Genomic DNA, 20,808 nt, shown 5'->3' with positions numbered 1-20,808 from the left:
GGCCCGTCCGACGTCACAGCGGGACGGTCTCCGGATACTTGAGGCCGGCGCCGGTGTTCAGGGCGACCACCTGGTCGTCGGGCCTGATCCAGCCGGACTCGCGGAGTGTGCGGATCGCGGCGAAGTTGGCGGCGCCTTCCGGGCAGATGAAGGTGCCTTCCAGGCGGGCGACCTCGTGTTGCTCGGCCAGCAGGTCCGCGTCGTCCACGGCGACCGCGCAGCCGCCGGTTTCCGCGATCGCCTGCAGCACGAGGAAGTCGCCGAGTGCCTTGGGCACTGTGATGCCGAAGGCAACGGTCTTGGCGTCCGGCCAGGGTTCGCTCGCGGGGAGACCCTTCTCCCAGGCGCGGACGATCGGCGCGCACCCGGTGGACTGGACGGCGACGAGTCGCGGGAGCGGGCCGTCGATCCAGCCGAGGTCGCGGAGTTCGTTCAGGGCCTTCCAGATGCCGATGATGCCGACGCCGCCGCCGGTCGGGTAGACGATCACGTCCGGCAGTTGCCAGTTCAGCTGCTCGGCGATCTCCAGGCCCATCGTCTTCTTGCCCTCGATCCGGTACGGCTCCTTCAGCGTCGAGGCGTCGAAGTACCCGGGCTGCTCGCGCACGTACGCGGCCGCGTCGCCGATCAGCCCGTCGATCAGCTGCAGCCGCGCGCCGACCACGGTCACCTCGCGGCGGCAGATCTCCGGCGCCGCGATCGGCATCGCGATCAGCGCCTCCATCCCGGCCCGGGCGGCGTACGCGGCCCACGCGGAGCCGGCGTTCCCGTTGGTCGGCATCGCGATCTTCCGGACGCCGACCTCGTACGCCCGCGACACCCCGACCGCGGCACCGCGCGCCTTGAACGTACCGGTCGGGATCAGCCCCTCGTCCTTCATCAGCAGCCGCTCCACGCCGAGCGCGGCGCCGTACCGCGGCAACGGCAACAGCGGCGTCATCCCCTCCCCGAGCGTCACCACGTTCTCGGGCGACCGCACCGGCAGCAGCTCGTGGTACCGCCAGAGGTCCGGCGCCCGCGCGGCCAGATCCTCCTTCTTCAGCTCCGGTACGCCGTACCGCGCGAGCAGCGGCGATCCGCACGGGCAGAGCCCGATGATCTGGTCGGCGTCATGGGTCGCCCCGCACCGCGGGCATTCGAGATGGCTGAGCGCAGAGAACGAAGCAGGTGAGGTCACGCCAGGCGACGTTACCCCGCGCGGAGATCGGCGATCAGCGGGCGTTGGTGATCGGTGAGCCGGAAGCCGATCCCGCGGACGGCGTCGATGGTCACCGTCGTACCGAGATCGTCGAGTTTGCGGCGCAGGCGTTTCACCACCGAGTGCACGTCGGCGGTGCCGCGGACGTCACGGCCGGGCCAGACGCTCTGGTGCAAGGCGTCGTACGACCAGACTCGTAGCGGCGTCGACATCAGCCGGGCGAGGAGTTCCTGCTCCAGGTCGGTCAGCTGGATCTCGCGGGCGCCCCACCGGGCGACAGAGCGGGTCGGGTCGACGGTGAGCTGGTCGTCCTCGCCCGCCGCCGGCGCGGGACCGGCCTCAGCAGCAGGTACGGCGGGCGGCGGTGGCTGGGCGGGGGCCAGGAGCCGGCGGAGTTCGTCGAGGCTGGAGACCAGCAGCAACGGCGCGACGTCGTCGACGAGCTCGGCCAGCCGGACACGCTGCTCCGGCGACGCGGCAACCGCGATCAGCAGCGGGAAGGTCTCTGGTTGATCGGCGTCCGTTCGGGCGGGTTCACGGGCGGTGACCATCTGATCACGATGTCAACACCTGCTGGGCATCGTCAACGAATCTGACAACGTTTGCTCAGTTTGCTCACAGCTGCCTCGATCGGCGCGACAGTTAGTCACGAGTTGCTTACCAAGTGTGCTTGTTACCACGTTGTTCTGACACATAGCGTCCTGCTGCAGCAAGTGACTCGGGGGAGTCGACTCGGGGTCTTTCAAGTGAGGGGCTGCAGAGATGTCACATCAACGAAAGGGGCTCGCCAGATCACTGGTGAGCACCCTGGCGGCGCTGGCCGTCGTCGCGACCGGGATGGCCGCCGCCGGCCAGGCCCAAGCGTCGCCTCCGACGAAACCGGAAGCCACGCCATCGCCCGCCGCCAAGATCAAGCCGGAACTGATGGCCAGGCTGGACGGCAAGGACGCCAAGGCAGCGTCCGACTACTGGGTCCGGTTCGCCGCCAAGGCCGACCTGACCGCCGCCAGCCGGATCACCAACTGGAACGAGCGCGGTACGGCGGTCGCCGCCGCGCTGAAGAAGGCCGCCGCGGACAGCCAGGCGAAGGTCCGCGCCGACCTGGACGCGCAACACGTGAAGTACCAGGCGTTCTGGGGAACGAACGCGATCCGGATCGAGAACGGTTCGCTCGCGCTCGCCCAGGACCTCGCCACCCACTCCGAGGTCGAGGGCCTGTACGCACCGGTCCAGCTCGAGGTACCGAAGGTCACGCCCGGTACGCAGGAGAAGGCGGTCCAGTCGGTCGAGTGGGGCGTCGCGAACATCAAGGCGAACCAGGTCTGGTCGCAGTACGGCGACAAGGGTGAGGGCATCGTCGTCGCCAGCATCGACACCGGGGTGCAGTACGACCACCCGGCGCTGGTGAAGCAGTACCGGGGCAACAACGGCGACGGCACCTTCGACCACAACTACAACTGGTTCGACGCGGCCGGCACCTCGCCGAACGCACCGTCCGACGGCAACGGCCACGGCACCCACACGATGGGCACGATGGTCGGCGACGACGGCGCCGGCAACCAGATCGGCGTCGCGCCGGGCGTCAAGTGGATCGCCGCGAACGGCTGCTGCCCGAGCGACGCCGCGCTGATCTCGTCCGGCCAGTGGATGCTGGAACCGACCGACCTCCAGGGGCAGAACCCGGACGCGAGCAAGCGCCCGAACGTCATCAACAACTCCTGGGGCTCCACGCTCCCGTCGAACGACCCGTTCATGGAGGACATCACCCTGGCCTGGACCGCGTCCGGGATCTTCGGTGCGTTCGCCAACGGCAACAGCGGATCGGCCTGTCAGAGCAGCGGTTCGCCAGGAAGCCTGACGAGCAACTACTCGGCCGGTGCCTACGACATCAACAACAACATCGCGTCGTTCTCCGGCCGCGGTGCCGGCCAGGACGGAACCATCAAGCCGAACATCTCGGCTCCTGGTGTGAACGTCCGCTCCAGCCTGCCGGGCAACACGTACGGCGCGTTCAACGGTACGTCGATGGCGACACCGCACCTGACGGCCACCGTGGCGTTGCTGTGGTCCGCGTCGCCGGCGCTCAAGGGTGACGTGGCCGCGACCCGCGCGCTGCTGAACCAGACCGCGATCGACACGCCGGACAGCCAGTGCGGCGGCACCGACGCGAACAACAACGTCTTCGGCCAGGGCCGCCTGGACGCGCTGGCGCTGGTGAGCGCCGCGCCGATCGGCGACACCGGCACGCTGTCCGGCACCGTCACCGCCGCCACCGGTGGTGCCGCGCTGGCCGGTGCGAGCGTGACGATCAAGGCCGACGGCCAGCCCGACAAGACGCTGACCACCAGCAGCAACGGCTCGTTCTCGTCGGTGCTGCCGGCGGGCGACTACAACCTGACGGTCGCGTCCTTCGGGTACAAGACCGCTACCGCAACAGCCACTGTCGCCACTGGTCAGACCACCACCAAGGACTTCGCCCTGGAGAGCACTCCGCAGGTGAGCGTCGGCGGCACGGTCACGGACGGCTCCGGCCACGGCTGGCCGCTGTACGCGAAGGTCTCGGTCGAGGGTCCGGGCGGCGTGTTCGACTACACCACCCCGAGCAACGGCCGGTACAGCCTGAAGGTCCCGTCGGGTGCGGCGTACTCGCTGAAGATCGAGACGAAGTACCCGGGGTACGCCACGGTCAGCCAGCCGATCACGGTCGGCAGCGGCAACCTGACCAAGAACATCGCGGTCCCGGCCGACGCCAACTCGTGCACCACCGCGCCCGGTTACAAGTGGGGCTCGGACGGCGTCTACGAGACCTTCGACGGCACCTCCGCGCCGAACGGCTGGACGGTCGTCGACAACAAGGGCAACGGCCAGGTCTGGAAGTTCGACAACCCGGGCAGCCGGGGCAACACCACCGGCGGCGCCGGCAACTTCGCGATCGCCGACTCGGACAAGTACGGCAGCGGCGGGCAGCAGGACACCTCGCTGGTCAGCCCCGTCGTGGACCTGAGCTCGGTCGCCGCTCCGGTGATCCGGTTCAACCAGGACTTCAAGCGGCTCGGTGACAAGGCCGACGTGGACCTGTCGCTGGACGGCGGTGCCACCTGGACCAACGTGCTGCAGCAGACCGCGAACGCGACCGGCCAGAAGGAGATCGCGATCCCGCAGGCCGCCGGGCAGGCGAACGTCCAGGTCCGGTTCCACTACTACGAGTCGAAGTACGCGTGGTGGTGGGAGGTCGACAACGTCCTGATCGGCAGCCAGGTCACCTGTGTGCCGACCGGCGGCGGCATTGTCGTCGGCAACGTCAAGGACGCCAACACGAGCGGTTACGTGAACGGCGCGGTCGTCACCCACGACGGCACGACCGAGAGCGCGACCACCGCGGCGACGCCCGAGGACACCGGTCTGAACGACGGTTTCTACTGGCTGTACACGGCGGCCGACGGCGACCAGGGCTTCACCGCCAAGGCCGGCAACTACGTCAGCTCGACCGCGACCGTCGGGGTCGAGGCGGACTGGGCCACCACCGCCGACTACACGCTGACCGCCGGGCAGCTGGCCGTGACGCCGGGCAGCATCACCGACAACCTGAAGCTGCCGACCGGCAAGGTGACGAAGTCGTTCAAGGTCACCAACACCGGTGGCGCGCCGGTCGACGTGAAGTTCGGCGAGAAGAACAGCGGTTTCGTCCTGGAGAACGCGAACGGCACCAAGACCTCGAAGGCCGAGGTGGAGAACGGGACCGGCGCCCCGCTGCAGCGGCTCTCCGTGGACACGTCGTTCGCCCGGATGCTGTCCGGCAAGACCGGCAGTACGCCGGCGACCGCGAAGCCGACGGCGGCTCCGTGGGCCGACATCGCCGACTACCCGGCGACCGTGATGGACAACCGGGTGGTGAACCTCGACGGCAAGGTCTACTCGATTGCCGGTGGCAACGGTAGTGCGTCGACGGCGAACAGCTACGTGTACGACCCGGCCTCGCTCGCCTGGACCGCGATCGCCCCGCTGCCGGGCGCCCGCAACGCGATCACCGTCGGCGTCGTCGGCGGCAAGATCATCGCCAGCTCCGGCTGGGGATCCTCCGGCCCGGCCGCGGACACCTGGTCGTACGACCCGGCGACCAACGCCTGGACCGCGGTCGCGGCCAACCCGGCTCCCCGGGCCGCCGCCGGCCAGGCCGTGCTCGACGGCAAGCTGTACGCCGTCGGCGGCTGCACCTCCGCGAACTGCACCCCGATGAGCAACACCGTGGTGCGGTACGACGCCGACGCGAACAGCTGGCAGACGCTGGCGAACTACCCGAAGTCGGTCGCGTTCGCGTCCTGCGGCGCCATCGACGGCATGCTGTACTGCGCCGGCGGCAACGACGGCACGAACTCGCTCAAGTCGGCGTACGTCTACGATCCGGGAGCCGACTCCTGGACCGCGATCGCGGACGCCCCGGCCGACCACTGGGCGGCGTCGTACTCCGTCGCCGGCGGCAAGCTGCTGATCGTCGGCGGCGTCCAGGCCGGCGCGGTCACCAACGCCGGGTTCGCCTACGACCCGTCGACCGAGGCCTGGTCGGCACTGCCCAACGCGAACCTGCCGCGGTACCGCGGTGGGGCGGCGTGCGGCTTCTACAAGGTCGGCGGCTCGTCCGGCGGCTTCACGGCGACCGTGGACAGCGAGGCCCTGCCGGGTCTCGAGGACTGTGCCGAGTCGTCCGGGGACGTGAGCTGGATGTCCCTCGACCAGACCGAGGCCACGCTGGCCCCGGGACAGTCGACGACCGTGAAGGTCACGCTCTCCGCGAGCGTCGACCAGCCCGGCACCTACACGGGTGCCGTGACGATCGGTGAGAACACCCCCTACTCGGTCGCTCCGGTCGGCGTGACGATGAACGTCACCCCGCCCACCACCTGGAGCAAGCTGATGGGCACGGTCACGGGCGTCAGCTCGGCCGGCGCGTCCGCTCCGCTCGCAGGCGCGATCGTCGAGGTGGACTCGTGGGCGCAGTCCTACACGTTCATCACCGACGCCAACGGCCGGTACGCGTACTGGCTCGACCGTCGCAACAACCCGCTCACGCTGATCGCCGCGAAGGACGGCTACAAGCCCCAGACCCGCACCACCAAGCTCGTCAACGGCACCCCCGTCGTCGAGGACTTCGCCCTGAAGTCGATCAAGTAGCCAGATAGCACGAAACTCGGCCCCCGCGACCGATCGGTTGCGGGGGCCGAGCCCTGTACTGCGGAACTTTTCCGGCAGCTGGTGCCGGAAAAGTTCCGCAAAGGTCAGGTCGCGGGCAGGAGGTGGAAGCCGACGCCGCGGACGGCGTGGATGGTGACGGCGGCGCCGAGGCTGGCGAGCTTCTGGCGCAGGCGTTTGACCACCGAGTGGATGTGCGAGCCGTGGCCGAGGTGCTCGTTGCCCCAGACCGCGTGGTGCAGGCGCTGGTACGTCCACACCCGGCCGGGTTCCGCGACCAGGCAGTGCAGGAAGTCGTGCTCGAGCCGGGTCAGCGGCAACTCGCGGTCCTTCCAGCGGACCACCCGGCGCTCCACGTCCAGCCGCAGTTCGGCGATCGGCTCCGGAACCGCCTTGATCTGTGGGGTTTCCGGCGCGGTCACGATCCGCGGCGCCGTACCGGTCAGTTCGAAGAACGCGCGTGCCTGCTCGGCGTTCGAGACCAGCAACAGAGCGTCGGCCCCGCCCAGCAGGCGCGCCAGCCGCACGCGTTCGGCGGTGGACGCGGCCACCCCGACGATCAACGACGATTCTTCCGGCCCAGCAGCGATCGGTTGCACGGCAAGCCCTCCCCCAGTCGAAACCGGCCCCACCTAAGTACGGTTCAGGTCACGAATTAAGTCAAGCGATTCACGGCGCACCGGGCTGGCGCATATGCGTCCTGTCCGAGAAAGGACAAGAAACCCGGCGACGCGGGGCCTCGCGGTGTGCGGCCGGCAGCCGCGGCGGAGTACTCTCCTGGCGCACGGCCACTCTGACCGCATCCACGGAGGAACAGTGCCCGGTCCCGTACGACGGCCGCTCGTCATCTGGCTGCTCGCGGCCCTCGCGGTTCCCGTACTGCTGACCGCTGTCCTGGTCCCGGCCCGCGCCGGCACCACCGAGGACGACCTCCGGGAACGGACCGAGGCGGCGTTGAAGGCGCGCGGGATCGAGGCCGGCCGGGTCGACTTCGACGGCCGGGACGCGCACGTCACCGTGCCGGCGAATGCCGACGAGGGGCAGGTCCGGGAGATCGTCGCCGCCGTCGACGGGGTGCGGGCGGTGCGGATCGACCACGGGTCCGCCGCACAGGCGACCTCCTCCCCCACGACCTCCTCCACCACCAGCCCGACGACCAGCAGCCCGACGACCAGCACTCAGCCGGCGCAGGCGGACGTACCGGCGTTCGAGGTCGGGCGGACGGACCGGTCGATCCGGGTTCAGGCGCCGGTCCGGAGCCAGGCCGTGAAGGACGCGCTCGGCGCCGAGGTGCGGCAGGTGCTCGGGGCGGACCGCGAGTACGACGACCGGACGACGATCGACCCGGCGAACGGGCTCGCCGACGCGACCACGCTGACCGCGTTGCTGCGGGCACTCGCGCTCGGGACCGGCGACGCCTCGGTGCGGTACGACGGGCAGACGCTGACATTGTCCGGACAGGTGCCGGACCAGGCGACCAAGGCGACCGTCGGACGGGCCGCGGCGAAGGCGGTCCCGGGCGCGGTGGTCGCGGACCAGCTCGTGCTGCCGGCGCCGCCGAAGACCGCGGCGAGCGAGCCGTGCCGGACTTTCCCGACCCGGCTGGCGCAGTTCACCCGGCAGTACCGGATCAACTTCCTGTCCGGTACGTCGATCGTGAACGACGCGTCGAAGCCGTCCGTGATCAAGGCCGCCGCACTGCTGAAATCCTGTCCGACGGCGCGGATCGAGGTCGCCGGGCACACCGACAACCTCGGCTCCCCGGCCACCAGCCTGCCGCTGTCCGAACGCCGCGCCGCCGCGGTGAAGGCCGAACTGGTGCGGCTCGGCGTCGCGCCGGGCCGGATCAGCGCGAACGGGTACGGCGAGGCGTTCCCGATCGCGTCCAACAGCACCGGCGCCGGCCGGATCGCGAACCGGCGCGTGGAGATCCGGCCCAACCCGGCCGGGTGATCGCGGGCCTCGGAGCCGGGTGTGGGCTGCCGTTCTCTGCACGGGCACGCGATCTCCCGGGTTGAAGTGCGATCACCGGGTCCGACGGAGTAGGGTCGCCGTGGTCCATAGCCTTCGTAGGGGATTCCATGAGTTGGCTGCTCGCACAGGTCTGGGTCTTACTCCTCGCCGCATTCGTCCTCGGCAGCGCAGCCGCCTGGCTGGTGCACCGCCTCCGCCCGGCGAAAGGCACCCGCTGATGACGTGGCTGCTCCGCGACAACTGGCTGGGCTCCGTGCTGGCCTTCCTCCTGGGCGCCACCATCACCTGGCTCCTCCTGGACCGCCGCACCCCAGCCCACCCCGCTTCACCAGACCACTCCGCTCCGCTGGACCACACACCCCCCGCCCCCGCGAAGCCGTCACCTACAGCACACGCGAACCCAGCGGAGCCCGCAGCACCCGCGCCGCCCAACGGCTCTACCGCCGGGCAACCGACGCCAGCAGCAACACCTCCGGCAAAGCGCTCCGTACCTCACACAAAGCCGGCGGATCCGGCACCCGATGAGCAGTCGTCGGCGACGGCAGATCGCGCTGACGAGAGCAGCAACTCCCCCGTGGAGCCGGTTCGTGGGTCGGCTGACGGTTCTGTCGGTGCGGTGGGGTTCTCCGAGTTGATGGGTGACGAGCCGACGCTGTTCGACGACCTGCGCACCGCACCCGAAGAACCGGTGGGCAGGTACGGCGAAGGATCGGCGGACGCCGTCCCGCACCAGGGGCCGCCAGACGGGTTCACGATCAAGGGGAACGCGCAGTCCATGCTCTTCCACACCCCGGACTCGCCGTACTACGGCCGCACCAAACCCGAGGTCTGGTTCCGCACCGAGGCCGACGCCGAGCGCGCCGGCTTCACCAAGTACGCCCGCCGCCCCCGCAAGTCCGCGAACCCACGCGACTGAGCCACGCCCTGGGCTGCCGGTTACAGGCAGCAACCGAACCCGCAGCTCTGAACCCGGAGCGGTCCTACGATCGCGATAGATCCACGAGCCCCAGGAGGCGGCCTTGTCACGCGAGATTCACGTCCCGTTCACCGTCGAGGAAGACCACGAGGACGGCGGCTGGACCGCCGCTGCGGCCTTGACCCCGGACGCGTTCGCCAACGGTGAGGGCGAGACACGCGAGGAAGCTATCGAGGACCTGAAGGAAGCCATCATCGCGCTGGCCGACGTGGTCGGCATCCCCGAGCAGTTGGTCGTCACCGTCGAGGATGACTGATGGCGAAGAAACGCCTGGACGCCGAGGCCGCACTCCGGGCTGCAGGCTACGCCCCGGTCCCCGGTAACAAGCGCGGCAAAGGTGACCACGTCATCTGGCAGCGCGGCAAGCGAACGGTGTCGGTCCCGAAGCACAAGGAAATCAAGACCGGTACCTGGGCCAGCATCGAACGACAGGCCGGCCTTAACGGCAAGGGCGAGCCCGACCGTCAGCCCGCCGATCAGAAGAAGGCCATGGACCTGCTTCAGAACGGCAACACATCGCCTGGTACCAGTGGCGCCGCCGGGTCCGGTCAGCGCAAGCAGCCCACGACTAGGCGCCATGAGAAGAAGCGTAGTCAGGAGCGCTGAATCATGGCCGAGGAAGTCTCTCCCGCCGACGGCACGGAAGAACCGCTCGAGCCGGACGCGATTCTGATGCCTGGCGAAGGGCATGAAGGGCGCGGCGTCAACGCGGACGAGGCCTATCCGGGTCTGGAGTCGGTGAAACTCCGCGGGGGCCTGCGTCGGCGCGGTGGTGCCGGAGGTCGCGGCGGGGCGGCGTACAAGAACGAGAAGCAGCGTGGAGAACGCGACCGCGATCGCTGAACCGGTCCGTCGTCGAATCCCGTCATCGAATCGCAGTGTGGACCGACCGCGAGCCCTATTTGCTTGTACTGGCAAAGGGCCGCCAGACTGTGCGGAACGCCTTGCGGGACCGTCCGACCGCCGGCGTCACCACTCACCGCGGTATCCCCGGAGCGGTCCGGGTTCAGCGCAATGCCCTTCCCCCTTTTAGGTGCGCCGGATCGGGGTACGGGAACTAGGTTTGGAGACACCCGATGGAGGTGAGCGTGACCGACATGCTGCCGGAGCAGCACCACGGACTGACGAAGAGTGACCCGCTGTGGTTCAAGCGGGCCGTCTTCTACGAGGTCCTCGTGCGGTCCTTCAAGGACTCGAACGCCGACGGCATCGGCGACCTGCAGGGCCTGACCGAGAAGCTCGACTATCTCGAGTGGCTCGGCGTCGACTGCCTCTGGTTACCTCCCTTCTATCCGTCGCCGCTGCGCGACGGCGGCTACGACATCTCGCACTACACCGAGGTGATGCCGGAGATCGGTACGGTCCCCGACTTCGCCGCGTTCCTCAACCAGGCGCACGCCCGCGGTATCCGGGTGATCGTCGACTTCGTGATGAACCACACCTCCGACCAGCACCCCTGGTTCCAGGCGTCGCGGGAGGACCCGGAGGGCCCGTACGGCGACTTCTACGTGTGGTCGGACACCGACGACAAGTACGCCGACGCGCGGATCATCTTCGTCGACACCGAGACCTCGAACTGGACCTGGGACCCGGTGCGCGGCCAGTACTTCTGGCACCGGTTCTACTCGAACCAGCCGGACCTGAACTTCGAGAACCCGGCCGTCGGCGACGCGATGATCGAGGCGCTGAAGTTCTGGCTGGACCTGGGCGTCGACGGTTTCCGGCTGGACGCCGTGCCGTACCTGTTCGAGACCGACGGGACGAACTGCGAGAACCTGCCGCGCACCCACGAGTTCCTGAAGCGGGTCCGCAAGGAGGTGGACGCGAACTACGAGGACCGCGTCCTGCTCTGCGAGGCGAACCAGTGGCCGGCCGACGTGGTCGAGTACTTCGGCGACCGGGACTCCGGCGGCGACGAGTGCCAGATGGCGTTCCACTTCCCGGTGATGCCGCGCATCTTCATGGGCGTACGGCGGGAGTCGCGGTTCCCGATCTCCGAGATCCTGGCGCAGACGCCGGAGATCCCGGACACCTGCCAGTGGGGCATCTTCCTGCGCAACCACGACGAGCTCACGCTCGAGATGGTCACCGACGAGGACCGCGACTACATGTGGTCGGAGTACGCGCAGGACCCGCGGATGAAGGCGAACATCGGCATCCGCCGCCGGCTCGCGCCGCTGCTGGACAACGACACCAACAAGATGGAGTTGTTCACCGCGCTGCTGCTCAGCCTGCCCGGCTCCCCGATCCTGTACTACGGCGACGAGATCGGCATGGGCGACAACATCTGGCTGGGCGACCGGGACGGCGTCCGGACCCCGATGCAGTGGTCCCCGGACCGGAACGCCTCGTTCTCCACCGCGACACCGGGCAAGCTGCACCTGCCGGTGATCATGGACCCGGTGTACGGCTTCCAGGCGGTGAACGTCGAGGCCGAGATGGAGAACGCCTCGTCGCTGCTGCACTGGACGCGGCGGATGATCCAGACCCGCAAGCAGCACCCCTGCTTCGGGATGGGCACCTTCACCGACCTGGGCGGCTCGAACCCGAGCGTCCTGTCGTACATCCGCGAGTTCGGCGACGACGTGGTGCTGTGCGTCAACAACCTTTCCCGGTTCCCGCAGCCGATCGAGCTGGACCTGCGGCAGTGGGAGGGCGTCGAGCCGATCGAACTGCTGGGCGGCGTGCACTTCCCGACGATCGGCGAACTGCCCTACCTTCTGACCCTCGGTGCCCACGGTTTCTACTGGTTCCGGCTGCCGGTTGCGAAGCCGGAAGAGCATGAGGAGAGCATCTAAGTGACTTCCCATCTGGACCAGGTCCAGTCCTTCTGCGCGAGCCAACGATGGTTCGGGGAGAAGGGACACGACGTTCACGTCGAAGCGCTGGCCACGTCGGCCTGGCTGTCGGACGCGGGCGCCTGGCCGGCGGTCCGGATCGGGTTCGTCTACTGTTCGGGCCCACCCGGGGCGGAGTCCCCGATCCGGGTGTACCAGCTGCCGCTCAGCTACCACCGCGAGCCGGCCGACAACCTCGGCCACGCGCTGGTCGGCGAGTGGGTCGAGCAGGACCTCGACGACACCGAGGTCTGGGTGTACGACGCGCTCCACGACAAGGAAGCGACGCCGTACTGGCTGGACGGGATCACGCACGACCGGCAGCTGGACGGGTTGGAGTTCCACTCCGTCCAGGCGCCGGACTCCACCGTCGAGGTGCCGGAGGACGCGCAGTCCCTGGTCCTCACGGTCGAGCAGAGCAACACGTCGCTGGTCTTCGGCGACGTCGCGCTGCTGAAGGTGTTCCGCCGGCTCGAGCCCGGGAGCAACCCGGGGGTCGAGATCGAGTCGGCGCTCACCGAGGCCGGGTCCGACCTGGTCCCGGCGGTGCTGGGGTCCGCGCGCGGCAGGTGGCCGCGCGCGGGCGGCGGCACCGACACCGGTGAGCTGGCGATGCTGACGGCGTTCCAGCGGAACGCGACCGACGGCTGGTCGTTCGCGACCTCGTCGGTGCGGGACCTGTACGCCGAGGCGGACCTGCACGCCGAGGAGGTCGGCGGCGACTTCGCGGCCGAGTCGCACCGGCTGGGCGCGAGTACGGCGCAGGTCCACTCGGAGCTGGCGAAGGCGCTCGGCACCGACGTGTGGGAGCCGGCGAAGCTGGTCGAGCACGCGTCGGCGATGCAGCGCCGGCTGGACCATGCTGCCTCGGTGATCCCCGAGCTGGAGCCGTACCGGGCCGGTCTCGGCCGATGGTTCGACGCGCTCGCGGCGTACGACCAGCCGGTGACCGTGCAGCGGATCCACGGTGACTACCACCTGGGCCAGGTGCTGCGGACGATCGACGGCTGGAAGCTGATCGACTTCGAGGGCGAGCCGGCCAAGTCGCTGATCGAGCGGCGCGCGCTGGACACGCCGGTGAAGGACGTCGCCGGAATGCTGCGCTCGTTCGACTACGCGGCCCGTTCGCTGCTCGCCGACCACCAGGGCGACCAGCAGATCGCGTACCGCGCCGCCGAGTGGGCGACCCGCAACCAGCGGGCCTTCTGCGACGGGTACGCCGAGGTCGCCGGCACCGACGCCCGGCACCACGACGTACTGCTGAACGCGTTCCTGGCCGACAAGGTCGTCTACGAGGTTCTGTACGAGGCCCGCAACCGGCCCACCTGGCTCCAGATCCCCCTGTCCGCAGCAGCCCAACTGGCCGAGCAGTAGCAGGAGGTTTTCGATGGGCGAGCGTGAACCTTTCGAGCAGCCCGTGACGGCTGTCGATCCCCCTGTGGTGACCGCGGTGCCGGTCGACCGGACGGCGCTGGAGCGGCTGGTGGGCGGGACGTTCCACGATCCGCATCAGGTGCTCGGGCCACATCTCGGCGAGCACGGGGTGACGGTGCGGGTGTTGCGGCCGTTCGCGAAGAGTGTGACGGTGCTGTACGACGGGCAGCGGCTGGACCTGCGGCACGAGTACGACGGTGTGTGGGTCGGGGTGCTGGACACCGACAAGGTGCCGGACTACCGGCTCGAGGTCACCTACACGGACGGGCCCGCGACCGAGATCGACGACCCGTACCGGTACCTGCCGTCGCTCGGCGAGGTGGATCTGCACCTGATCGGCGAGGGCCGGCACGAGCAGCTGTGGACGGTGCTCGGCGCGCACGTCCGCCGGTACGACGGGCCGGCCGGCGAGGTGACCGGTACGTCGTTCGCGGTCTGGGCCCCGAACGCGCAGGGCATCCGGCTGACCGCCGACTTCAACTTCTGGGACGGCCGCGCGCACCCGATGCGGTCGCTCGGCGGCTCCGGCGTGTGGGAGCTGTTCGTCCCGGGCGTCGGCCCGGGCACGCGGTACAAGTTCGACATCTGCGGCCGCGACGGCGTCTGGCGGCAGAAGGCCGACCCGATGGCTAACCTGGCCGAGACGCCCCCGGCGAACGCGTCGGTCGTGCACGAGTCGACGTACGAATGGGGCGACGACGCCTGGATCCAGCGGCGCGCGCAGGCCCAGGCGTATGCCGAGCCGATGAGTGTGTACGAGGTCCATCTCGGCTCTTGGCGGAAGGGCAGGTCGTACCGCGACCTGGCTGACGAGCTCGTTGCCTACGTCAACGAGATGGGCTTTACCCATGTCGAGTTCATGCCGGTGATGGAGCACCCGTTCGGCGGCTCCTGGGGCTATCAGGTGACGTCGTACTTCGCTCCGACCTCGCGGTTCGGCGACCCGGACGACTTCCGGTTCCTGGTCGACCGGCTGCACGGGGCCGGTATCGGCGTGATCGTGGACTGGGTCCCGGCACACTTCCCGAAGGACGCCTGGGCGCTGGCCCGGTTCGACGGTACGCCGCTGTACGAGCACCCGGACCCGCGCCGCGGCGAGCAGCCCGATTGGGGCACGCTGGTGTTCGACTTCGGCCGTCCACAGGTGCGGAACTTCCTGGTCGCGAACGCGATCTACTGGGCCGAGGAGTTCCACATCGACGGCCTGCGCGTCGACGCGGTCGCCTCGATGCTGTACCTGGACTACTCGCGCCAAGAGGGCCAGTGGGTCCCGAACCAGTACGGCGGCCGGGAGAACCTGGAGGCCGTCTCGTTCCTCCAGGAGATGAACGCGACGCTCTACAAGCGGGTGCCGGGCGTGATCACGGTCGCCGAGGAGTCGACGTCCTGGCCGGGCGTCACCCGTGCGACGCACCTCGGCGGGCTCGGATTCGGCTTCAAGTGGAACATGGGCTGGATGAACGACTCGCTCCGCTACCTGGAGCACGCGCCGATCCACCGGCAGTACCACCACCACGAGCTGACGTTCTCGATGATGTACGCGTACTCGGAGAACTTCGTGCTCCCGCTCTCGCACGACGAGGTCGTGCACGGCAAGGGCTCGCTGCTGCGCAAGATGCCGGGCGACCGCTGGCAGCAGCTGGCGAACCTGCGCGCGTACCTGGCGATGATGTGGGCGCACCCGGGCAAGCAGCTGCTGTTCATGGGCTGCGAGTTCGGTCAGGAGTCGGAGTGGTCGGAGAAGGGCGAGCTGGACTGGTGGCTGCTGGACCACAGCGACCACAAGGGCCTGCAGGACCTGGTCCGCGACCTGAACCGCGCGTACAAGGACAACCCGGCGTTCTGGAGCACGGACCACGCGGCGGACAAGTTCAGCTGGATCGACGCGAACGACGCGGGCAACAACGTGTTCTCGTTCCTCCGGTACGGCAACGACGGTGAGCCGACGATCGCGTGCATCACGAACTTCTCCGCGATCCCGCACCACGGCTACCGCCTCGGCCTGCCGTACGCCGGGACCTGGGACGAGGTGGTGAACACCGACGCGAGCTCGTACGGCGGCTCCGGTGTCGGGAACCTCGGCTCGGTCCAGGCGGACGGACCGGAGTGGCACGGGATGTCCACCAGCGCGGAGCTCTCCGTACCACCCCTGGCCACGGTGTACCTGCGCTTCACCGGGTAGCGTTCACGACGTGACCGCTCCGCTGACCGATGGTGACCTGACACTGCACCCTTCGCCGCCGAACGGGCAGCTGACGAGCTTCGCGGTCTCGCGCCACGCGCCAGGTGGTGCGCGCGACGCGCTCGGCACCGTCGAGCTGCGTCCGACGAGCCCGGGGGTCGCGCTGGTGGTCTGGGCACTCGACGGCGGCCCCGGGGTGGCGGAGCAGGCGCTGCCGTTGGTGACGGAGTACGCGTTCGGCGAGCTCGGGTTCGAGCGGCTCCAGGTCGAGGTGGACGTGCAGCTGCGTTCGTCGGCGCGGGTCGCGATCCGGTCCGGTTTCCGGCGCGAAGGCGTACTGCGTGGAGCCGCCGTGGTGGACGGCGAGCGCCGGGACGTCGCGATCTACGGGATGCGCGCCGACGATCCACGGCCGGACACGGTGACCGGGTGGACCGCGTTGATGGATTCGGCGCTGCCGAAGAAGCGCGTGATCGCGCACGTCGTCGTACGGGATCCTTCCGGCCGGGTGTTGTTGTGCCAGGTCAGCTACAAGAAAGACCTGGAGCTGCCGGGTGGTGTGGTCGAGCCCGACGAGGACCCGGCGACGGGTGCGACGCGGGAGATGGAGGAGGAGCTCGGTACGGCGTTGCCGCTGCTCGGCGTCCTCGCCATCGACTGGCTACCGCGGTGGGAAGGCTGGGGCGACGCGGTCGAGATCCTGTACGACGGAGGCGTCCACGACCCGTCGCTGATCGACCGGTTGCAGCCGGACGGGTTCGAGATCAAGGGCATCTCGTGGCGTGCGCCGGAGGAGCTGGCCGGGCTGGTGTCCCCGTTGAACGCGCGCCGCCTACCGATGCTGCTGGCCGACCCCGGCCGGCTGCACAACCTCAGCAACGGCTCACCTGTTACCTCGTGAGCTGATCCACGCACCACCGGTAGTGCCCGTCGCCCGCGTTCTCGTCGTAGATCGTCGCGGTGACGATCGCGTACGCCCGCCGGTACAGCCGCATCCGCTTCCGGTCGTGCCCGAGCTCGACGAACCGCTCGGTCAGCAGGTCGTCGAGCCGCCGCGCGTCCGGCGAGTACATGTCGAAGAACCCGGCCGCCAGCGACGCCTCGAACGTACTGTCCCCCGCCGTGGACAAGAACCCCCAATCGAGCACCGCCGCCACCCGCTCGCCGTCCATCAACACATTCGGCGGACAGACATCCCCATGCACCACAGACAACTCCCCCTCCACACGCCGAAGCCCGTCCGCAACCCCCTCCAACAGTTCAGGGAAATCGGGAATGTCTCGCTCCAGGTAGCTGTTCGCGCGCCGCCGCACCAGCGCCGCCAAACTCGCACCGAACGACCCCACCCAGAACGACTCCCCCACCACCGGCAACGCCTCAGCCGCCGGCCCCGGCCGCACCGACCGCAGCGCCTCCACCACCGACACGAACGCATCCAGCGCAACTGACTCCGGCAGCCCCGCTTCGTGCAACGGCACCCCGGTCAGCTTGTCCTCCACGCTGACCGCGAACCCGTCCTCCCCCGCCCCCACCTCGCGGATCCGCGGCGTCCGGAACGGCAACTCCGGCAACTCGTCCAAGAACGCCTTCAACGGCAGCACGTCCTCCGGCCGCCGACCGAACCACACCTTCTGCACCGTCCCGTCCCCCAGGTCGTAGACGGCACCTTCCATCCCCTGCCCGATCAACTCCACCGCACCGACCCTACCGATTCCTTTCCGCGCCCAGCCGGTCAATACACGCAAAGCGAAAGGAACCGACCATGGCAAGCAAGGAATCAGAGGCAGTACGCCGGCACTGGAGGCGCGCCGCATCCGGCGACCGCGCCGACGGCGAACTGGCCAACGACCAGTGGGCCGAACTGACCGGTGAGCCGGCCGACGTCGACTATCTGGCGGTCCCCGGCCGCCCGGCCCTGTGGCTCGTCCCGCACGACGCGACTGCCGATCGGGTGCTGCTGTGCCTGCACGGCGGCGGCTACATCAGCGGCTCCCGGTACTCGCACCGCAAGCTCTTCGCCCACCTCGCGAAGGCCGTCGGCGCCCGCGCCCTGGTCTTCGACTACTCACTGGCCCCCGAACACATCCATCCCGTCCAGGTCGACGAGGCTGTCGACACGTACCGCTGGCTGCTGGACCAGGGCATCGCCCCCGAGCATGTCGTGTTCACCGGCGACTCGGCCGGTGGCGGGATGGCGATCACCACCCAGCTCCGGGCCCGCGCGGCCGGTCTGCCGCTCCCGGCCGGGGCGCTCCCGTTCTCGCCGTGGATCGACTTCGAGGCGAGCGGGGCGACGTACGACAGCAACCGCGAGCGGGACGCGTTCTTCCACCGGGACCTGGTCCGCGGGCTCGCCCGGGTCTTCCTCGGCCCGGAGGGCTCCCCACGCGACCCGTTCGTGAACCCGACGTACGGCGACCTCACCGGGCTCGGGCCGATCTACATCCAGGTCGGCGGGGACGAGGTACTGCTGGACGACGCGCGGCAGCTCGCAGAAGCGGCCGAGCGGGCGGGGGTCGACGTACGGCTGGATGTCTTCCCGGAGATGCAGCACACGTTCCAGATGGCGGCGGGTCGCGCGCCGGAGGCGGACGACGCGATCGCGCGGATGGGACAGTGGGGACGGAAGGTGCTGGGGCTGTGATGGGTTCAGGGACCGTTGTGCAGGGAGTGGTGATGGAAGAGTTCGCCGACCTCGAGCCGTTCCGCAAGGAACTGCTGGCGCACTGCTACCGGATGCTCGCGTCGGCGCACGAGGCGGAGGACGCCGTCCAGGAGACGTACCTGCGGGCCTGGCGGGCCCGGGCGGACTTCGAGGGCCGCTCGTCGGTGCGGGTCTGGCTGTACCGGATCGCGACCAACGTCTGCCTGACCGCGCTCGAGCAGCGCGGTCGCCGGGCGCTCCCGTCCGGGATCGCTGCCCCGAGCACCGATTTCGCCGGTACGCCGGACCCGGTACCGGACGGGATCGGCTGGATCGAGCCGATCCCCGAGTCCCTGGTGGCCGGCGATCCGGCCGCGATCGTCACGCTCCGGGAAAGCCTGCGGCTGGCGCTGATCGCCGCACTGCAGTACCTGCCGCCGAAGCAGCGGGCGGTGCTGATCCTCCGTGAGGTGCTCGCGTTCCCGGCCGCCGAGGTCGCGACGATGCTCGACACCTCGGTCGCGGCGGTGAAGAGCACGCTGCAACGTGCGCGTGCCCGGATCGACGAGACCGCGCCGACGCAGGGCGAGGTCTACGAGCCCACCGACCCGGCGGCGAAGGCATTGCTCGACGACTACGTCGCGGGCTTCGAGAACGCCGACACGGCTGCTCTCGAACGTGCCCTGCGCGCGGATGCCGCGCTCGAGATGGTCGGTACGACGACCTGGTTCAACGGCCTCGTCACCTGCCTGAAGGTGATGGTCGACGCGGCCGGTGAGCCGGGCGACTGGCGGATGATCCCGGTCATCGCGAACGGCCAGCCCGCAGTCGGTTCGTACTACAAGGGCGAGCCGTACGGCATCGCCGTACTCACGCCCACACCGGGCGGTCTCACCCACGTCCACGTCTTCAGCACGCCCTCGTTGGTGACGTACTTCGGTCTGCCTGCTACAGCTCCTGCACAGTGAGACGGGCGCGGCGGCTCGTACTGATCAGGGCCAATGCCACGACGATGAGGCCGACCGCGATCATCGGCCACCAGACGGTATGAGCCGCCCGCACGAAGCGGTGCGGGTCGGTGGTCGCGGTCGCGCCGACGATCGAGCCGGCCACCGCGACGCCGAGCGAGGTACCGGTCTGGCGGCCGACCGACGCGAGCGAGCCCGCCAGGCCGGCCATCGACACGGGCATGCCGGACACCGCGGAGTTCGCGATCGGCGGGTTGATCGTGCCGAGGAACACGCCGAACAGCAGGAAGATCGCGAGCACGATCGGGAGTGGGGTGGTCAGCCCGATCGTGAGCGAAGCGGCCGCCCCGAGCGCGAGCGCCGTACCGGCGACGACGAGTGGCAGTCGCGGGCCGCGGGCACCGACCACCCGGCCGGTGAGTGGTGACAGCACGCAGATGAGCAGGCCAACCGGCAGCAGGCTCAGACCGGCGTCCAGCGCGGAGAGATGCCGGACGCTCTGCAGGTAGAGCGTGGTGACGAAGAGGAAGACGCCGAACCCGCTGTACGCCACCAGCGCGATGACGACCGCCGAGCTGAACGGGACGCTGCGGAATAGCCCGAGCTCGAGCATGGGCTCCGCGCGGCGGCGCTCGTAGCGGATCAGGACGACAGCCGCGACCGCCGCGACGAGCAGCAGTGCGAGGATCGGCGGCGCGGTCCAGCCGCGCTTCTCGGACTCGATGATCGCGGTCACCACGCCGCCGAGCAGCAGTACGACGAGGAGCTGGCCGACCGGGTCGAAACGCCGGCCGTGCGCGGCACGGGACTCGGGGACGTACCGGCCGGCGAGCAGGACCGCGACGACGACGATCGGCAGGTTCACCCAGAAGATCGAGCGCCAGCCGAGGCCGTCGACGAGTGCGCCGCCGAGGATCGGGCCGAGGACCAGCGAGAGGCCCGCGGTGGCGCCGAAGATGCCGATCGCGCGGGCCCGATCGGCGCGGTCCGGGAACACGGTGACCACGATCGCCATCGCGACCGGGTTCAGCATCGTGCCGCCGACGGCCTGGACGGCGCGGGCCGCGATCAGCGCGTCGATGCCGGGCGCGAGGCTGCACAGCAGTGAGCCGATCCCGAACACCGTCAGGCCGAGCCGGAACATCCGCTTCCGGCCGTACCGGTCCGCGGTGGAGCCGGCCAGCATCAGGAAGCTCGCCAGTACCAGCGTGTAGGCGTCGACGGTCCACTGCAGACCGGCCGTCGAGGCGTTCAGATCGTCCCGGATCGCGGGCAGCGCCATGTTGACGATCGAGATGTCCATCACCGAGATCAGCAGGCTGGCGCAGCAGATCGCCAGGACCAGGTACCTGTGGGTACTGGTCTGACCAGTGGACCGAGACGTTGAGAGAGCCATACGACGACGTTA

The 20,808-nt window shown here is 69.4% G+C and carries 16 protein-coding genes and 1 pseudogene; 12 read left to right on the top strand and 5 right to left on the bottom strand.

Going from position 1 to position 20,808, the window contains the following annotated elements; translation table 11 throughout:
- Nucleotides 1-13: 13 nt before the first annotated feature.
- Together AB0M51_RS08975 and AB0M51_RS08970 are read right to left on the bottom strand one after the other, a co-directional pair.
- Nucleotides 14-1,177 carry a threonine synthase gene (locus tag AB0M51_RS08975; protein ID WP_344188317.1) on the bottom strand — a complete coding sequence of 388 codons (1,164 nt, stop codon included), beginning with the start codon at nt 1,175-1,177 and terminating at the stop codon, nt 14-16.
- 11 nt (nt 1,178-1,188) lie between these two features.
- The gene (locus tag AB0M51_RS08970; RefSeq protein WP_344188318.1) at nt 1,189-1,749 is read right to left on the bottom strand and encodes a winged helix-turn-helix domain-containing protein; all 561 of its coding nucleotides are present in this window, start codon (nt 1,747-1,749) and stop codon (nt 1,189-1,191) included.
- A gap of 247 nt (nt 1,750-1,996) precedes the next feature.
- Here AB0M51_RS08970 and AB0M51_RS08965 point away from each other — a divergent pair, with 247 nt between their 5' ends.
- The gene (locus AB0M51_RS08965; protein ID WP_344188319.1) at nt 1,997-6,367 is read left to right on the top strand and encodes a S8 family serine peptidase; all 4,371 of its coding nucleotides are present in this window, start codon (nt 1,997-1,999) and stop codon (nt 6,365-6,367) included.
- A gap of 104 nt (nt 6,368-6,471) precedes the next feature.
- On the opposite strand, the gene AB0M51_RS08960 is transcribed toward AB0M51_RS08965, so the two are convergent.
- Nucleotides 6,472-6,984: a winged helix-turn-helix domain-containing protein gene (locus AB0M51_RS08960; RefSeq protein WP_344188320.1), complete on the bottom strand. Its 513-nt coding sequence runs from the start codon at nt 6,982-6,984 to the stop codon at nt 6,472-6,474.
- Between the two features lie 217 nt (nt 6,985-7,201).
- On the opposite strand from AB0M51_RS08960, the gene AB0M51_RS08955 reads away from it, so the two are divergent.
- From AB0M51_RS08955 to AB0M51_RS08915, 9 genes and pseudogenes are all read left to right on the top strand, one after another.
- Nucleotides 7,202-8,338, top strand: coding sequence for an OmpA family protein (locus AB0M51_RS08955; RefSeq protein ID WP_344188321.1), 1,137 nt, complete (start codon nt 7,202-7,204; stop codon nt 8,336-8,338).
- Nucleotides 8,339-9,095: 757 nt separating this feature from the next.
- Nucleotides 9,096-9,275, top strand: a pseudogene (gene rplD / locus AB0M51_RS08950) (50S ribosomal protein L4); the annotation flags it as partial.
- 103 nt (nt 9,276-9,378) lie between these two features.
- Entirely contained in the window at nt 9,379-9,591 is a 213-nt protein-coding gene (locus AB0M51_RS08945; RefSeq protein ID WP_344188322.1) for a hypothetical protein, read from the top strand.
- Entirely contained in the window at nt 9,591-9,941 is a 351-nt protein-coding gene (locus AB0M51_RS08940) for a type II toxin-antitoxin system HicA family toxin (protein ID WP_344188323.1), read from the top strand. Before AB0M51_RS08945 ends, AB0M51_RS08940 begins: the two co-directional genes overlap by 1 nt.
- 3 nt (nt 9,942-9,944) lie before the next feature.
- A complete protein-coding gene (locus tag AB0M51_RS08935; protein WP_344188324.1) occupies nt 9,945-10,178 on the top strand; it encodes a hypothetical protein in 234 nt (77 codons plus the stop codon).
- Nucleotides 10,179-10,432: 254 nt separating this feature from the next.
- Entirely contained in the window at nt 10,433-12,133 is a 1,701-nt protein-coding gene (gene treS, locus AB0M51_RS08930; protein WP_344188478.1) for a maltose alpha-D-glucosyltransferase, read from the top strand.
- Nucleotides 12,134-13,546, top strand: a complete 1,413-nt coding sequence (locus AB0M51_RS08925; protein WP_363748699.1) for an aminoglycoside phosphotransferase — start codon at nt 12,134-12,136, stop codon at nt 13,544-13,546.
- A gap of 13 nt (nt 13,547-13,559) precedes the next feature.
- Nucleotides 13,560-15,788 (top strand): 1,4-alpha-glucan branching protein GlgB, encoded by a 2,229-nt coding sequence (glgB, locus tag AB0M51_RS08920; protein WP_344188326.1) that lies wholly within the window; start codon nt 13,560-13,562, stop codon nt 15,786-15,788.
- Between the two features lie 10 nt (nt 15,789-15,798).
- Nucleotides 15,799-16,689, top strand: coding sequence for an NUDIX domain-containing protein (locus AB0M51_RS08915; protein ID WP_344188327.1), 891 nt, complete (start codon nt 15,799-15,801; stop codon nt 16,687-16,689).
- Here the strand turns inward: AB0M51_RS08915 and AB0M51_RS08910 are convergent.
- Nucleotides 16,679-17,482 (bottom strand): aminoglycoside phosphotransferase family protein, encoded by an 804-nt coding sequence (locus AB0M51_RS08910; RefSeq protein ID WP_344188328.1) that lies wholly within the window; start codon nt 17,480-17,482, stop codon nt 16,679-16,681. The two genes, AB0M51_RS08915 and AB0M51_RS08910, sit on opposite strands and share 11 nt — an antisense overlap.
- Before the next feature lie 68 nt (nt 17,483-17,550).
- Here AB0M51_RS08910 and AB0M51_RS08905 point away from each other — a divergent pair, with 68 nt between their 5' ends.
- Complete coding sequence (locus AB0M51_RS08905; RefSeq protein WP_344188329.1) at nt 17,551-18,432, top strand: alpha/beta hydrolase; 882 nt, start codon at nt 17,551-17,553, stop codon at nt 18,430-18,432.
- 32 nt (nt 18,433-18,464) lie between these two features.
- Nucleotides 18,465-19,400 (top strand): RNA polymerase subunit sigma-70, encoded by a 936-nt coding sequence (locus AB0M51_RS08900; RefSeq protein ID WP_344188330.1) that lies wholly within the window; start codon nt 18,465-18,467, stop codon nt 19,398-19,400.
- On the opposite strand, the gene AB0M51_RS08895 is transcribed toward AB0M51_RS08900, so the two are convergent.
- On the bottom strand, nt 19,381-20,796 hold the full coding sequence (locus tag AB0M51_RS08895; RefSeq protein WP_344188331.1) for an MFS transporter: 1,416 nt from the start codon (nt 20,794-20,796) through the stop codon (nt 19,381-19,383). The two genes, AB0M51_RS08900 and AB0M51_RS08895, sit on opposite strands and share 20 nt — an antisense overlap.
- Nucleotides 20,797-20,808 lie beyond the last annotated feature (12 nt).

Origin of the sequence: Kribbella sp. NPDC051137 (assembly GCF_040682535.1) — a bacterium.
GTDB lineage: Bacteria > Actinomycetota > Actinomycetes > Propionibacteriales > Kribbellaceae > Kribbella > Kribbella karoonensis.
Note: the sequence above shows the minus strand (reverse complement) of the source record. Positions and strands in the feature narration are given on the sequence as shown.

What these genes read in the sequence shown, in the direction of transcription:
- glgB (WP_344188326.1), top strand. Translation starts at nt 13,560, where the DNA reads ATGGGCGAGCGTGAACCTTTCGAGCAGCCCGTGACGGCTGTCGATCCC.
- treS (WP_344188478.1), top strand. Translation starts at nt 10,433, where the DNA reads ATGCTGCCGGAGCAGCACCACGGACTGACGAAGAGTGACCCGCTGTGG.
- AB0M51_RS08905 (WP_344188329.1), top strand. Translation starts at nt 17,551, where the DNA reads ATGGCAAGCAAGGAATCAGAGGCAGTACGCCGGCACTGGAGGCGCGCC.
- AB0M51_RS08970 (WP_344188318.1), bottom strand. Translation starts at nt 1,749, where the DNA reads ATGGTCACCGCCCGTGAACCCGCCCGAACGGACGCCGATCAACCAGAG.
- AB0M51_RS08935 (WP_344188324.1), top strand. Translation starts at nt 9,945, where the DNA reads ATGGCCGAGGAAGTCTCTCCCGCCGACGGCACGGAAGAACCGCTCGAG.
- AB0M51_RS08895 (WP_344188331.1), bottom strand. Translation starts at nt 20,796, where the DNA reads ATGGCTCTCTCAACGTCTCGGTCCACTGGTCAGACCAGTACCCACAGG.
- AB0M51_RS08900 (WP_344188330.1), top strand. Translation starts at nt 18,465, where the DNA reads ATGGAAGAGTTCGCCGACCTCGAGCCGTTCCGCAAGGAACTGCTGGCG.
- AB0M51_RS08940 (WP_344188323.1), top strand. Translation starts at nt 9,591, where the DNA reads ATGGCGAAGAAACGCCTGGACGCCGAGGCCGCACTCCGGGCTGCAGGC.